This window comes from Halorubrum sp. SP9 (assembly GCF_005435015.1).
In the GTDB taxonomy this organism is placed as follows: domain Archaea; phylum Halobacteriota; class Halobacteria; order Halobacteriales; family Haloferacaceae; genus Halorubrum; species Halorubrum sodomense.
Genome location: NZ_SGXU01000010.1, coordinates 20,171 through 33,718 on the forward strand (window position 1 = coordinate 20,171; position 13,548 = coordinate 33,718).

13 protein-coding genes are annotated in these 13,548 nt (G+C 67.1%); 7 read left to right on the forward strand and 6 right to left on the reverse strand.

The features are described from left to right. Positions 1 to 496 precede the first annotated feature (496 nt). The 3 genes from argS to prf1 all read left to right on the forward strand — a co-directional run bounded on the left by argS (position 497) and on the right by prf1 (position 4,008). On the forward strand, positions 497 to 2,305 hold the full coding sequence (gene argS, locus EXE45_RS07705; RefSeq protein WP_137693983.1) for an arginine--tRNA ligase: 1,809 nt from the start codon (positions 497 to 499) through the stop codon (positions 2,303 to 2,305). Between the two features lie 84 nt (positions 2,306 to 2,389). After that, a complete protein-coding gene (locus EXE45_RS07710) occupies positions 2,390 to 2,650 on the forward strand; it encodes a glutathione S-transferase N-terminal domain-containing protein (RefSeq protein ID WP_137693984.1) in 261 nt (86 codons plus the stop codon). Between the two features lie 107 nt (positions 2,651 to 2,757). Continuing rightward, positions 2,758 to 4,008 (forward strand): peptide chain release factor aRF-1, encoded by a 1,251-nt coding sequence (gene prf1, locus EXE45_RS07715; RefSeq protein WP_092920642.1) that lies wholly within the window; start codon positions 2,758 to 2,760, stop codon positions 4,006 to 4,008. Positions 4,009 to 4,112: 104 nt separating this feature from the next. Here the strand turns inward: prf1 and EXE45_RS07720 are convergent, their stop codons facing one another. The 6 genes from EXE45_RS07720 to EXE45_RS07745 all read right to left on the reverse strand — a co-directional run bounded on the left by EXE45_RS07720 (position 4,113) and on the right by EXE45_RS07745 (position 11,850). Further along, the gene (locus EXE45_RS07720) at positions 4,113 to 4,556 is read right to left on the reverse strand and encodes a metal-dependent transcriptional regulator (RefSeq protein WP_092920643.1); all 444 of its coding nucleotides are present in this window, start codon (positions 4,554 to 4,556) and stop codon (positions 4,113 to 4,115) included. Between the two features lie 43 nt (positions 4,557 to 4,599). Further along, entirely contained in the window at positions 4,600 to 5,085 is a 486-nt protein-coding gene (locus tag EXE45_RS07725) for a rubrerythrin (protein ID WP_092921311.1), read from the reverse strand. A gap of 152 nt (positions 5,086 to 5,237) precedes the next feature. Next, on the reverse strand, positions 5,238 to 6,467 hold the full coding sequence (gene sufD / locus EXE45_RS07730; protein WP_092920644.1) for a Fe-S cluster assembly protein SufD: 1,230 nt from the start codon (positions 6,465 to 6,467) through the stop codon (positions 5,238 to 5,240). Position 6,468: 1 nt separating this feature from the next. Continuing rightward, positions 6,469 to 7,899: a Fe-S cluster assembly protein SufB gene (sufB, locus tag EXE45_RS07735; protein WP_092920645.1), complete on the reverse strand. Its 1,431-nt coding sequence runs from the start codon at positions 7,897 to 7,899 to the stop codon at positions 6,469 to 6,471. 52 nt (positions 7,900 to 7,951) lie between these two features. Continuing rightward, on the reverse strand, positions 7,952 to 8,881 hold the full coding sequence (locus EXE45_RS07740) for an ABC transporter ATP-binding protein (RefSeq protein WP_092920646.1): 930 nt from the start codon (positions 8,879 to 8,881) through the stop codon (positions 7,952 to 7,954). Between the two features lie 146 nt (positions 8,882 to 9,027). Further along, positions 9,028 to 11,850, reverse strand: a complete 2,823-nt coding sequence (locus EXE45_RS07745; RefSeq protein WP_092920647.1) for a DNA-directed DNA polymerase — start codon at positions 11,848 to 11,850, stop codon at positions 9,028 to 9,030. 102 nt (positions 11,851 to 11,952) lie between these two features. Between EXE45_RS07745 and EXE45_RS20385 the strand changes: the two genes are divergently transcribed. The 4 genes from EXE45_RS20385 to EXE45_RS07760 all read left to right on the forward strand — a co-directional run bounded on the left by EXE45_RS20385 (position 11,953) and on the right by EXE45_RS07760 (position 13,505). Then, positions 11,953 to 12,126, forward strand: coding sequence for a hypothetical protein (locus EXE45_RS20385; protein WP_167603334.1), 174 nt, complete (start codon positions 11,953 to 11,955; stop codon positions 12,124 to 12,126). Between the two features lie 96 nt (positions 12,127 to 12,222). Then, positions 12,223 to 12,672: a hypothetical protein gene (locus EXE45_RS07750; protein ID WP_092920648.1), complete on the forward strand. Its 450-nt coding sequence runs from the start codon at positions 12,223 to 12,225 to the stop codon at positions 12,670 to 12,672. A gap of 26 nt (positions 12,673 to 12,698) precedes the next feature. Then, entirely contained in the window at positions 12,699 to 13,139 is a 441-nt protein-coding gene (locus EXE45_RS07755) for a hypothetical protein (protein WP_137693985.1), read from the forward strand. 87 nt (positions 13,140 to 13,226) lie between these two features. Further along, entirely contained in the window at positions 13,227 to 13,505 is a 279-nt protein-coding gene (locus tag EXE45_RS07760) for a hypothetical protein (protein ID WP_137693986.1), read from the forward strand. Positions 13,506 to 13,548: the final 43 nt, after the last annotated feature.

Below are 13,548 nucleotides of genomic sequence, written 5' to 3' on the forward strand. Positions count from 1 at the left end.
TACGTGGTCGACTGTGGATCAGCGGTGGACACCGCCAAAACCCCAGCCGCTCGTTTATAAACAGCTAACTGTGGATCGGCGGTGAACACTTCTAAAGCCCCAGCCGGGAGGCCGCCGTACGCTCGCTGCGCGCTTCACTCGGTCGCTCACTCCGTTCGCTCCCTCGTTCCAGTGCTTGCGTCGCCTACGGCGGCCTCCCGGCTGCCCCTTTGAGTCCCGCCCCGTACAGCCCCGCACCTCACTCCTCCCCAGCCTCGCGGCTCACGGCTCGCGGCTTCGCCGCTCGCGTTCGCCGCGTCCCTCGCGCGGTGCTGTCGCCGGCGCTTCGCGCCGGCTTCCAGAGGGACCTCCGGTCCCTCGCGGCTCGGCCGCGATGCGGCCTCGCAGGCGCGCGCCACCGCAGTCCAGAGTGTCTCAATTTCGTTTCTTCGATCCCACGCCTCGCCCCCCGAGCCGCTTCGGAAGGGCCTTTTAACCCGCCCGTCGAACGGACGGTATGTTCAGGCAGTTCCGGTCGGCGGTCGAGGCGGCGCTCGCGGACGCGCTCGGCTCGCTCGACCTCCCGACCGACGACCTCGGCATCGAACGCCCGCCCGACGACATGGACGCGACGCTCGCCTCCAGCGTCGCCTTCCGGCTCGCGGACGAGGTCGGCGACGCGCCGCCGAACGTCGCGGCGACCGTCGCGGAGGCGGTGTCGGTCGAGGGCGCCGACTACGTCGCGAGCGTCGACACCGCGGGGCCGTACGTCAACTTCCACGCGAACGAGCGCTACCTCGCGGACACCCTCGACGTGGCCGCCGCCGCCGCCGACTACGGCGCGCTCCCCGACCGCGACACGAGCGTGGTCGTCGAACACACCAGCGCGAACCCGACCGGCCCGGTCCACGTCGGCCGCGCGCGCAACCCGATCGTCGGCGACGCCGTCGCGAACCTCATGGAGTACGCGGGGTACGACGTCGACCGCCACTACTACGTCAACGACGCGGGCCGGCAGATGGCGGTGTTCACGTGGGCGTACGAGCGGTTCGACGAGTCCGACCTCGACGACGACCCGGCGCGCGACCGCGCGGAGTACGACCTCGTGCGCTACTACCGGAAGGGGAACGCCTTCTTAGAGGAGGCCGACGCCGACGCGGTCGAGGCCGCGGAAGCGGAGATACAGTCGATCCTCCAGGGGCTCGAAGCCGGCGACGAGGCGACGTACGAGCGCGTCGGCGAGGTCGTCGACGCGGTCCTCGGCGGAATGAAGGACTGCCTCGCGCGTCTCCCCGCGGAGTTCGACGAGTTCGTCAAGGAGACGCGGTTCATGCGCGACGGCTCGACCGACGATATCGCGGCGCGACTCAAGGAGACCGACCACGCGGTCTACGAGGAGGACGCCTGGCAACTGGAGCTCGACGAGTGGGGGATCGACAAGAACCTCGTGTTCCTGCGCTCGGACGACACGAGCCTCTACACCACCCGCGACCTGGCTCACCACGAGTGGAAGTTCGAGAACTACGACCGCGCGGTCACGGTCCTCGGCGAGGACCACAAGCTACAGGCCGACCAGCTCGGCGCGACCCTCGAACTGCTCGGCAACGACACCGACCGGCTCGGCCACGTCATCTACTCGTACGTCAACCTCCCCGACGGGAAGATGTCGACCCGGCAGGGGACGGGCGTGATGCTCGACGACCTGCTCGACGAGGCCATCGACCGCGCCCGCGACGCGGTCGAGTCCCGGATGGACGACCGCATCCGCGACGACGACCTCACCGACGAGGACGTCGAGCGCATCGCCCATCAGGTCGGCATCGGCGCCGTGCGGTACGACATCGTCTCGAAGCAGCCCGCGAAGGCGATCACCTTCGAGTGGGAGGACGCGCTCGACTTCGAGGCGCAGTCGGCGCCGTTCGTCCAGTACGTCCACGCGCGCTGCGCCGGCATCCTCGGCGAGGCCGCGACCGCCGGAATCGACGTGCCGGGCGTGACGGCCGACGCCGACGGCGAGGTCGACCCCGACGCGCTCGACGTGGACGCGGGCGTCTTAGAGACCGAGGCGGCCCGCGAGCTCCTGCGCGAAGTCGCGCGGTTCCCGGCCGTTATCGAGGCCGCGGCGGACGACTTGGAGCCGCACACGGTCGCCACCTTCACCCGCGAGTTCGCGGACGCGTACAACGCCTTCTACCGCGAGTGCCCGGTCCTGACCGCCGAGACCGCCGAGCTGCGCGACGCCCGCCTCGCGGTCGTCGCGGCCGCGAAACACACGATGGCGAACGCGCTCGACGTGCTCGGCGTCGAGGCCCCGGAGTCGATGTAACCGCCGGGTTCGACGGTCTCGATCCGGCGCCGCTCACCGCCCCGCCCGCAAACGGTTTCGTCCTGGCCGTCGTACGCTCGGCCGATGCTCGAACTCTCCCAGTCGGAAGGCTGTCCGCACTGCGCGAAGGTCCGCGAGACGCTCTCCGAGCTCGGCGTCTCCTACGTCGCGCACAACCCGCGGCTCCCGGGCAACGCCGGCGGCGACGTGACCAACGAGGTGACCCACGACGAGCTCACCGCGGGCGGCGAAGACCAGATCCCCTACCTCGTCGACACCGATCGCGGCGTCACGATGTACGAGAGCGACGACATCGTCGACTACCTCGAAGAGCAGTACGACTGAAACGGCTCCCGCCTCGACGCGGCCGCTCGCGGCCGAGGCGGGGCGTCTCATCGGAGAGAGCCCGCAGGTCAAAGCTTACTTACCCGCACGGGAGCGAACTGTAGGTAATGAGTAGCGACGCACAGGAGGCGAACGAGGACCGCCGGAAGTACGAGTTCCGCAAGGTGATCGAGGAACTCAAGGAGTACGAGGGCTCCGGCACCCAGCTCGTCACTATCTACATCCCCGAGGACCGGCAGATATCCGACGTGGTGGCCCACGTCACGCAGGAGCACAGCGAGGCGTCGAACATCAAGTCGAAGCAGACCCGGACCGCCGTCCAAGACGCGCTCACGTCGATCAAGGACCGACTGCGCTACTACGACACCTTCCCGCCCGACAACGGCATCGTGATATTCTCGGGCGCCATCGACGCGGGCGGCGGCCAGACCGACATGGTCACCCGGACGCTGGAGTCACCCCCGCAGCCCGTCGAGTCGTTCCGCTACCACTGCGACTCGGAGTTCCTCACCGAGCCGCTCGAACACATGCTCGAAGACTCCGGGCTGTTCGGGCTCATCGTCTTGGACCGCCGCGAGGCGAACGTCGGCTGGCTGAAGGGGAAACGCGTCGAGGCCGTCAAGTCCGCCTCCTCGCTCGTCCCCGGCAAACAGCGGAAGGGCGGCCAGTCCGCACAGCGGTTCGCCCGCCTGCGGCTCGAAGCCATCGACAACTTCTACCAGGAGGTCGCGGGGATGGCGGACGACCTGTTCGTCGATAAGCGCCACGAGCTCGACGGGATCTTGGTCGGCGGTCCCTCCCCGACGAAAGACGAGTTCCTCGACGGCGACTACCTCCACCACGAGCTCCAGGACAAGGTCCTCGGCAAGTTCGACGTGGCCTACACCGACGAGTCCGGGCTGAAAGACCTCGTCGACAACGCCAGCGAGGTGCTCGCAGACCAGGAGATCGTCGAGGACAAACGCAACATGGAGGAGTTCTTCGAGAAGCTCAACACCGGCGAGGAGGCCACCTACGGCTTCGAACAGACCCGCCGGAACCTGATCATGGGCTCCGTCGACCGGCTGCTCATCTCCGAGGACCTCCGCTCCGACGTCGTCGTCTACGAGTGCCCGAACGGCCACGAGGAGTACGAGGTGCTCGACGCCCGCCACTCGACGCCCGACCACGAGTGCAGCGAGTGCGGCGAGGCGGCCGCGGTCGAGGAGCGGGAAGACGTCATCGAACACCTGATGGCCATCGCGGGACAGCGCGGGACGGACACGAAGTTCATCTCCACGGACTTCGAGAAGGGCGAACAGCTGCTCGACGCGTTCGGCGGCATCGCCGGCATCCTGCGGTACTCGACCGGCGTGTGAACTACCCCTGCCTACTCGCCGCCTGCGTTGCTCCTTAAGGAAGGCGGCTTACCGCCTACATTCAGCTAAAACGGCTCTCTGAAGGCCTCCCGCGGCGCTTTTCCTTACTGCTGCTCCGGTTCGACCGGCGTCGGCGCGACCTCCAGACACGCGCAGGCGTCGGTCTCCGGGTCGAAGCAGTCCGGACACTCCGGCTGTCGGTCGATGATCGTGTCGAGCCGCTCCGCGACCGTGTCGTCGATGACGGCCTCCAGCTCGCGCGCCTCGGCCTGGAAGTCCTCGACCGCGAGGACGTTCGCGAGGAAGCGCTCGATGATACAGTACGTCTGGAGGGCGTCTCTCGCCCGCACGATGCCGTCGTCCGTCAACCGGACGCCCTTGTACTTCTCGTGTTCGGCGAGCCCGCGCTCCTCGAGCTTGCCGATCATCTCGTTGGCGCTGGCCGGGCTGACGCCGAGCGCGTCGGCGATCGACCCGGTCGAGGCGGGGCCGTCTTCGGTCTCCTGTACGACGTATATCGTCTTGAGGTACTGATCTGCGGTGTTCACGGCTCTCCTCCGTCGGCGCTCGTCGGCGTCTCGTCTCTCCGGTTCATCGGCGCTCCATGACCTCCGTGACTTTCCGTACGCCCTCGGCCTCCTCGTCGCGGATCGTCGTCAGGGTCGCGAGCAGCTCCCCGCGGTCGATCGAGAACGCCGCCTCCGAGTCCTCGATCGCCTCGATGAGGTCGTCGTAGAACTTGTAGGCGGTCTCCTCGTTACACAGCTGGTCGTACAACACGCCGTCGAAGTCCTCCGGCCGCGTCCGGCCGTACCGGGCGTCGACCAGCGACTCGATCTCGCCGAACGGGACGCTGTCGACGCCGAGCCCCTCGATGAGCGCCTCCAGCCGTTCGCGGTGGTCGGCCGACTCCTCGGCCGCGTCCGCGAGCAGCGTCTCGATCTCTTCGTCGAGTTCGGCGTCCAGCTGCCGGTAGTGACGGTGCGTTCGCGCTTCGACGACCTCCTCTAACACGATTCCGATCTGGAGCAGCCGCGCGAGTTGGTCGTCGGAGGCGACCCGCTGGCTCACGCTCACCGCGACCACCCGAGACGGCGCGATACGCGGGTTCGCATACCTCCGACTCGGGCGTCGTCGGTCTTAAACCGTTCCCCTCGCGGGCCGGTCGCTCCGCGGACGAGACGGGAAAAATCCGTTCGGCGGGCGGACGAACGGGCGGGCGCCGACCGTTACTGAAGGCGCTTCAAGACGAGTTCCTCGACGTCGTCGCGGAACTCGTCGACCGCGATCTCCTCTAAGACGGGCACGAAGAAGCCCTCGACGAGCATGTTCCGAGCCGTCCGCGAGTCGATCGAGCGGCTCTCGAGGTAGAACAGGTCTTCGGCGTCGACCTGTCCGACCGTCGCGGAGTGGGAGGCCTCGGTGTCGTGGTTGTGGATGATCAGCTTCGGGGACGCGTCCGCCTCGGCGTCGTCCGACAGCATCAGCGTGTTCTCGCGCTGGTAGCTGGAGGTGTTCCACGCGTCCTCGCCCACGTCCTGGACCCCCTCGTAGACGGAGCGGGCGACGTCGTCGAGCACGCCGCGCGTCACCAGGTCGGCGGTCGTCTGCTCCGCCTGGTGCCACACGCGGGCGTTGATGTCGAAGTGCTGGTCGTCGGTGCCGAAGAACGTCCCGACGATCTGGCTCTCGGAGCCGTCGCCGTCGAGTTCGGTCTCGATGTCGGAGCGGGTGAGCTTCGAGCCGAAGTTGCTCTCGATCCAGTCGACGGTCGCGTACGTGTCGGTCACGCCGCGCTTCAGCGAGTAGGTGTACGAGTCGTCGTCGAGGTTCTGTAGCGAGCCGAACTGGACGTTCGCGTTCTCGCCCGCGACGACCTCGACGAGGTTCGAGAAGTAGCGGTCGTCGCCTCCCGCCGAGGCGGCGGCCTCGCCGTCACCGGTCTCGATCGACTCGAGGATCGTCACCGACGACGACTCCTCGGCGACGACGAGCGTCTGGCTGAACAGCGAGCGGGAGTTCATCTCCGCGCGCACCGTCACGTCCTCGACGTCGACGCCCTCGGGGACGTAGACGAACGTCCCCGTGGTAAAGAGCGCGACCGAAAGCGCCGTGAGGTAGTTGTGTTCGGGATCGAGGACGGAGCCGAAGTTCGCCTCGATGACGTCGCCGTACTCGGCGAGCGCCTCGGTGAACGGGAGGACGACGGCCTCGTCGTCGCCCGCGGTCCGCTCGGTCTCGTCCGCCTGGTTCAGCGGGTCGACGAGCGCCTCGAAGTCGAGCGCCTCCAGGTCGGTCCAGCGGCGGCCCGGCGTCTGGATGACGTCGGGGAGTTCCGCGGTCTCCAAGGCCGCCAGCGCGTCCAGGCGGGTCTCCAAGAGCCACTCGGGCTCGTCGCGTTCGTCGGCGATGCGTCGTACCGTGTCCTCCGAGAGGCTCTCGATTTGCTTCGTGCTCATGTTATCCGAGCGAACCTTCCATCTCCAGCTCGACGAGCCGGTTCAGCTCGACGGCGTACTCGATCGGCAGCTCCTCCGTGATCGGCTCGATGAACCCCGAGACGATCATCTGTTTCGCGTCGTCGTCGTCGAGACCGCGCGACTGGAGGTAGAAGATGTCCTCGTCGCCGATCTTCCCGACGGTCGCCTCGTGGGCGACGTCGACCTTCGACTCGTTGATCTCCATGTACGGCATCGTGTCCGACGTCGACTCGTTGTCGAACATCAGCGCGTCGCACTCGACGGCCGTCGAGGAGTTCTCCGCGCCGTCCGCGATGTGGACGAGGCCGCGGTAGTTGGTGCGGCCGCCGTCCTTCGCGATCGACTTCGACTCGACGGTGGACTTGGTGTCCGGCGCGTTGTGGTACACCTTGGCGCCGGTGTCGATGTCCTGACCCTCGCCCGCGAAGGCGATGGTGATGTGGTTGTCGGAGGCGCCGCGGCCCTTCAGGATCGTCGACGGGTACAGCATCGTCGCCTTCGACCCCATCGACCCCGAGATCCACTCCATGCGTCCGCCCTTCTCTGCGATGGCGCGCTTGGTGTTCAGGTTGTACGTGTTCTTCGACCAGTTCTGTACGGTCGAGTACTGAACGTGGGCGTCCTCGCCGACGAACACTTCCACGCCGCCGGAGTGGAGATTAAAGGCCGAGTACTTCGGGGCGGAACAGCCCTCGATGTAGTGGACCTCGGAGCCCTCCTCGGCGATGATGAGCGTGTGCTCGAACTGGCCCATCCCCTCGGAGTTCATCCGGAAGTACGCCTGAATCGGCATCTCCACGGTGGTGTTCTCCGGGACGTAGACGAACGAGCCGCCGGACCAGATGGCGCCGTGAAGCGCCGCGAACTTGTTGTCGCTCGGGGGGACGCACTTCGTCATGAAGTGCTCGCGGACGATCTCCTCGTGCTCCCGGACGGCCTTGTCCATGTCACAGAAGATGACGCCCTTCTCCTCCCAGCGCTCCTGCATGTTCTGGTAGACGATCTCGGACTCGTACTGCGCGCCGACGCCCGAGAGCGCGTTCTTCTCGGCCTCCGGGATGCCCAGCTTGTCGAACGTGTCCTGGATCTCTTCCGGGAGGTCCTCCCAGCTGTCGGCGCCGCCGCGCTTGTCGATGTCCGGTCGGATGTACGGAACGATCTCGTTGATGTCGACCTCCGAGAGGTCCGGCTGGCCGGGCCAGTCGGTCGGCATCGGCATCTCCTGGAACTGCTCGAGCGCGCGCAGTCGCCGCTCCAGCATCCACTCCGGTTCGTCCTTGTCCTCCGAGATGACGCGGACCGTCTCCTCGGTGAGGCCCTTCTCGCTCTGGAAGGCGGACTTCTCCTCCTTCTTGAACTCGAAGCGAGCCTCGGTGTCTGTCTCCTTGAGGTCGTCCTGTTGTGAACTCATAGTGTTTTGTTACCGCTTTCCGTGTTTACGTGTGTCGCGTGCCCGCATTCGGTTACGCCGCCTCGAAGGCGTCCTCGCGGACCCAGTCGTACCCCTCGTCCTCCAGCTTCTCGGCGAGCTCCGCACCGCCGCTCTTGACGACCTCGCCGTCGAGCATGACGTGGACGTGGTCGGGCTCGACGTAGTCGAGGATGCGCTGGTAGTGAGTGATCTGGAGGATGCCCGTGCCCTGCTCGTCGCGGAGCGCGTTGATCCCCTTCGAAACGTCCTTCAGGCGGTCGATGTCGAGCCCGGAGTCGATCTCGTCGAGCACGGCGACGCTGGGCTCCAACATCGCGGCCTGGAGGACCTCGTTCTGCTTCTTCTCGCCGCCGGAGAAGCCGGCGTTGAGGTAGCGCTGCATGAACTTCTCGTCCATGTCGAGCAGCTCCATCTTCTCCGAGAGGATCTCCTGGAACTCGGCGACGCCGATCTCGCCGTCGTCCGCGGGCCCCTCCATCGGAGAGGTCTCGTACCCCTCGTCGTCCTCGTCGTCGGCCTCGGCCTCCTCTTCAGCCTCCTCCTCGTCCTCGAACAGCTCCTCGCGCTCGTCCGCCTTCGCGTTGAGCGCCTGCCGGAGGAAGTTCGTCATGGTGACGCCTTCGATCTCCGCGGGGTACTGGAAGCCGAGGAAGATGCCGAGCGCGGCGCGCTCGTTCGGCTCCAGCTCGAGCAGCTCCCAGTGATAGTCCTCGTCGTCCAGATCGGCGTCGACGTCGGCGACGTCCTCCTCGCTGAGGTGGAGCAGGATCTCGCCGTCGGTGACCTCGTAGGCGGGATGGCCGGCGATAACCTTCGCGAGCGTCGACTTCCCCGAGCCGTTGGGGCCCATCAGCGCGTGGATATCCCCGGACTCGACGGTCAGATCGACCCCCAGAAGGATTCGTTCGCCGCCCTCTTCCGCCACTCGTGCGTGAAGATCGTTGATTTCGAGAGTAGCCATGTGTATTCTCGTGCCTCGTACCTCGATAGTGGGTGTTGAGGGGGTTAATGGTTACGCATTTCCCCGTCAAAAATCGCAGATCGACCAAGAAATTTTCTTTCGATCGAAAACTGCTTTCGACGCGGCGCCTTTCGCCTCGCCGTCGGTCACATGAACGAGCCGAGCCCGGTCTGCTCCTGCCCGGTCTTGACCTCCTCCCACGACATCCCGAGCGCCTCGATGACCCGCTCTATCGGCCCTTTGAGGGTCTTGTCCAGCATCTTCTCCCAGTCGACCTCGAACTCGTCGGGCACCTGGTCGGCGTACTCGAAGCAGATCACGTCCGGGTCGCGCTTGAACTCCCCGTACAGGCGGTCCCGCTGCGGGTCGAGCCCCTCCTCGTCTTCCATCCGCGCCCAGAAGTCGGGGTGGACCTTCTCGATGTAGAGCCGCTTCGGCTTCGACCCGCTGCCGAAGTTGGTCCCCAGCATGAGGTTCGCGTACTTCGCCCCGCGCACCTGTGCGGTCGGCGTCTCGTAGGCGTCGAGCTTCTTCCCGATCCCGCCGGGGATCCCGATCTCGTCGAGGTCCATGTCGCCGTCGAGCACGCGCGCGATGACGTCCACGAGGTACTCCTTCACCTCCTCTAGGTCCTCGTCGATGTCGTCGCCCGTCACGATCGTCTCGATGACGTTCTGCTGGACCTCCTTCGTGATGCCGGCGATGTCCGAGCGCTTGTACTCGAAGCCGGTGATGTCGATGTCGTCGACGTCTTTCCCCTCCTTCCAGATGATGTGGCCCGCGTACCGCTTCTTCTTGCCCGCCTGGAAGAACCGCCGGTAGAGCTTCTCGAACTCGATCTGGAAGCGGTGCTCGTCGGCGTTGAGCTCGTCGCGCGCAAAGTCGTCGTACCGCTCGTTGATGTGGTCTGCTATCTCGAAGGAGGTCTCGATCGCCTCCTCCTTTGACATGTCAGAAAGAGATAACATAACCGAATCGGTATCACCATAAGCAACCTGATAATTAAGCTCTTCTGCGGCCTCCTCGGTAAAGTCGATGACCTCTCGACCGGTCGCCGTGACGGCTGCTGCGCCCTCTTTGTCGTATAAGCGGAACCGATCCCACCCCGTAACGCCGTACAGAGAGTTCATAATAACCTTGACAGCTCCCTGCTGGCGGTCGTACTGCTCGTACGGCTCGGTGCCGGGCTCGTGGTCGTTCCGGAGCGCCTTCTTCTCCTCGCGCTCGGAGAGGAGCTCGTCGACCATCTCGCGCATGATGCCGTCCGGCTCCTTTCGGAAGTGGGTCCCGTTGGGCGCGACGTACGTCTCGCCGTCGTGCTCCGCGGGGTCGACCTTCGTCTCCGGCCCGGCGTTGATCGTCACCATACACATCGGGTAGAGGCTCTTCAGGTCCTGGACCGTCACCATCTCCTTCACGCCGGTGATGGGGTCGAAGACGGCGCCGCCCTCGAACTCCTCCGACTCCTGTTGGCCCTTCGTGGGGAGCGCGAACTTCCCGAACGCCTTGTGGAGGACGTACATGTCGACGGTGTCGCCGGGCGTCGGAGCGTCCTCGATCTTACAGCCGACGAAGGTGCGCACCTCGTCCCAGAAGGCGATCACGTCCTGCTTCCGGTCGATCTCGACGCACAGCTCCACGTCGCGGATGCTGTACTCTAGGAGGCGCTCGGGGTCCTGCTCCCAGAGGTCACCGATGTCGCCGGTGTAGCGCTCCTTGCCGACGCCGAGCTCGCGCTCGCCGACCGCGTCGAGCCGGTACGACTCCAGCTCCGTGAACATCGTGCGCTTGTAGGCGTACAGCAGGTCGAAGACGACCCGGCCCTTCACGTCCGGGCCGCCCCAGCCCGAGCGCCACACCTCGCCGATCCGGGAGAGCCGGTCGACGTCGAGGTCGTATTCGCTCTCCTCGTCGAGCACCTCCAGCCGGTCGAGCACGTACGGCGCGTCGAAGTCCTCGAAGTTCCACCCCGTCAGGAGGTCGGGGTCCGTCTCGTCGATGTACTCGACGAACGCGTCGAGCATGGCGGCCTCCTCCTCGAAGGTGCGGACCCGGAAGTCGAGTTCCTCGCCGTCGCCGACGATCCCCTCGTAGTCGGGGAGGTCCTCGGGCGGCGGGATCTCGGCCTCGGGCGCGTCGTACAGCCAGACGACGTACTCGTCGTCGTAGGAGTCGTGGCTGGTGAGACAGATGATCGGCTCCTCGCCGTCCTCGGGGAAGCCGCGCCGGTCGTCCACCTCGATGTCGAAGGTGTTCACGCGCATCTCGGCGTCGACATCCGCGGGTTCGAGGTGCCCCTCGTGGACCTGGATCGTCCCCTCGCCGTCGTCGAGGCGCCGCTCCTCGACGCGGATCCCGCCGTTGAGGCCGTTGTCGATCAGAAAGCGGTTCGGGAAGAGGATGTCCGCCTCGAAGCTGGTCTCGAAGTCGTCGCGGATGTTCCCCACGTCGCGGGGCGTGCGCGTGACGATCCGGGTGAGCGGCTCGCCGCGGATGCTCTCGTACGGCTCGCCGTCCGGGTTCTCCTCGCGCGTCCCGATCACCACGTCGTACTCCTCGACGGGGTCGCGGTCGAGGTCGGCCGTGGGGACGTAGAAGTACGGCTCGACGCCCAGCACGCGGAGGTGTTCGACGACGTCGCGGTCGGCGTCGCCGTCGACGTGTTCGGCGTCGCCGTCGACGTTCTCGGCCGGTCGCCGGCCGAACACGTGGACGACCGGGTACTCGTCGCTGCCGTACCCCTCGACGGCGTAGTCGATCTGGGTGATCATCAGCTCGACGGTCCCGGTCGACTCCGGGAACTTCGCCTCGTCGACGTCGACCACGTCGCTGACGCGTCCCCGTCCGCTTCCGGCGACGACGGCCGCCTCCTGGGCGGCGAGGTCCTCTCGCTCGGTTTCCGTGCCGCCGTCGGCCCCGTCGCCCGCGTCCCCGCTCGACGAGAAGTCCGACAGCCCCGACTGAGTCATACCCGTGCTTCGGCGTCACCCGGCTAAAAAACTCGGCTTTCGGGTGCGGCGAGCTATCCCGCCACGGAAAGGCATTTAATGTGTGATGACTTACCACGGTTCATGTCTTCGGACCCACGTTCCGAATCCCAGGCGGCTCGCCCGGCCGATTCCGACGCGGTCGACGCCGAGGTGGAGGTGTACCAAGACGACGGGAACGTGGTGCTGTTCGACGCCACGAACCCGCTCGCGTGGGTCGAAGCGAGCCGAACGGTACGGCTCGCCGACGCGCTCTGACGGGGCTCCCGGCCCCAGCGCCGCGGTCGGCCGGCGCGGCTCGCCGCCTCGTTCGGCCCCGGAACCCCTTTGCCCCGGCGCGGCGTACGCCGGGGCGTGTTCAGCCTCGACGAGGACGACGAGGGCGAAATCTCCGTCGGCGAGAGTTCCGACGCCGAGCGGGAGATGACGCCCGACGTCCCGAAGGCGCCCTCGGTGAAGACGTTCGACGACGGGGGCGACTTCGAGGGCGCGAGCGACGTGGACCAGCGCACCCTCCGGGCGTTCGTCGTCGCCGTCATCTACGCCAACGCCGCCGTCCTCCTCGTCGCGCTCGGGCCGATGGTGTGGTACTTCGAGGGCTGGTCGCGGGTCGGGCCGGCCCTCTTCGTCGTCGGCCTGTTCGCCGGCGTCCGGACTTACCAGACGTACCGGTCGTGGAAGCGGTCGCGAGACGAGAAGCGCGACGCGGATCCGGAGCCAGACGCGAATCTTCGGAACGACACGGCTCCGGAGAGCGACGCGGACCCGGACGCCGCCCCCGAGGCGGCGCCCCCGGAAACGTAATGTCCGACGAGCGCCCCCTTCCGACCATGCAGACGGTCCGCGACGGCGACGGCGAGACGTACCTCCTCGTGAAGCGCTCCGCCGAGTCCAGCCGCGTGCGGGACCCGGCTACCGGCGCGGAGCGGTACGTCGACAACGAGGAGCTCAGCGTCGTCGACGGCGAGTCGCCGCTCGCGACCGCCGCCTCCGGCGTGCCGGAACCGGTCCGCCGGACGCTCGGCGCGGTCCGCGACGACCGGTCGCTCGGTCTGCTCGCCGTGGTCGTCGACGAGGGACCGATCCCCGCGATCGACCTCCTCGACGCCGCCGACATGTGCGAGTCGGACCTCCACGGCGCGCTCTCCGAGTTCCGCGCGGCCGGACTGGTCGCGGAGGCCGAGGTCGCGGGGCGGCGCGGCTACGAGGCGACCCCGGTCGCGGCCGAGGCGATGGCGCTGTTGCGCGGCGAGGCGAACGGAGACGGGTGACCGCGCGGCCGACGACGACCGACCCCGCCGGCGTCGGCGTTCGACGCCGACAGAAAGCACTTGCCGGTCGTCCGAAAACGCTCGTCTATGGCGCTCCGACGGGACAGGCGCCTCGCCGCCGCCCTCCTCGCGGTCTGTTGCGGTCTCCTCGCCCCGCTCGCCTCGGAACGACTCCTGGCTCACCGTCTCGGACTGGCCGGTCCGCCGGTCATGTTCGGGCTCCTCGCGCTCGCCGGGGTCGCCGCAGTTGCAGCTTTCCGATACTCCGCGGCGGATTCGTGGCGGTACCTACTCGTATACGCCGGGCTTAGCGTCGCCGGTGCCCTCGGTACGTTCGTCTATCTGTTCGAGCAGACGGGGGCGTGAGTGCCGCTCGCCGCCGGGCGGGGCGACCGGAAGCCGTCGATCG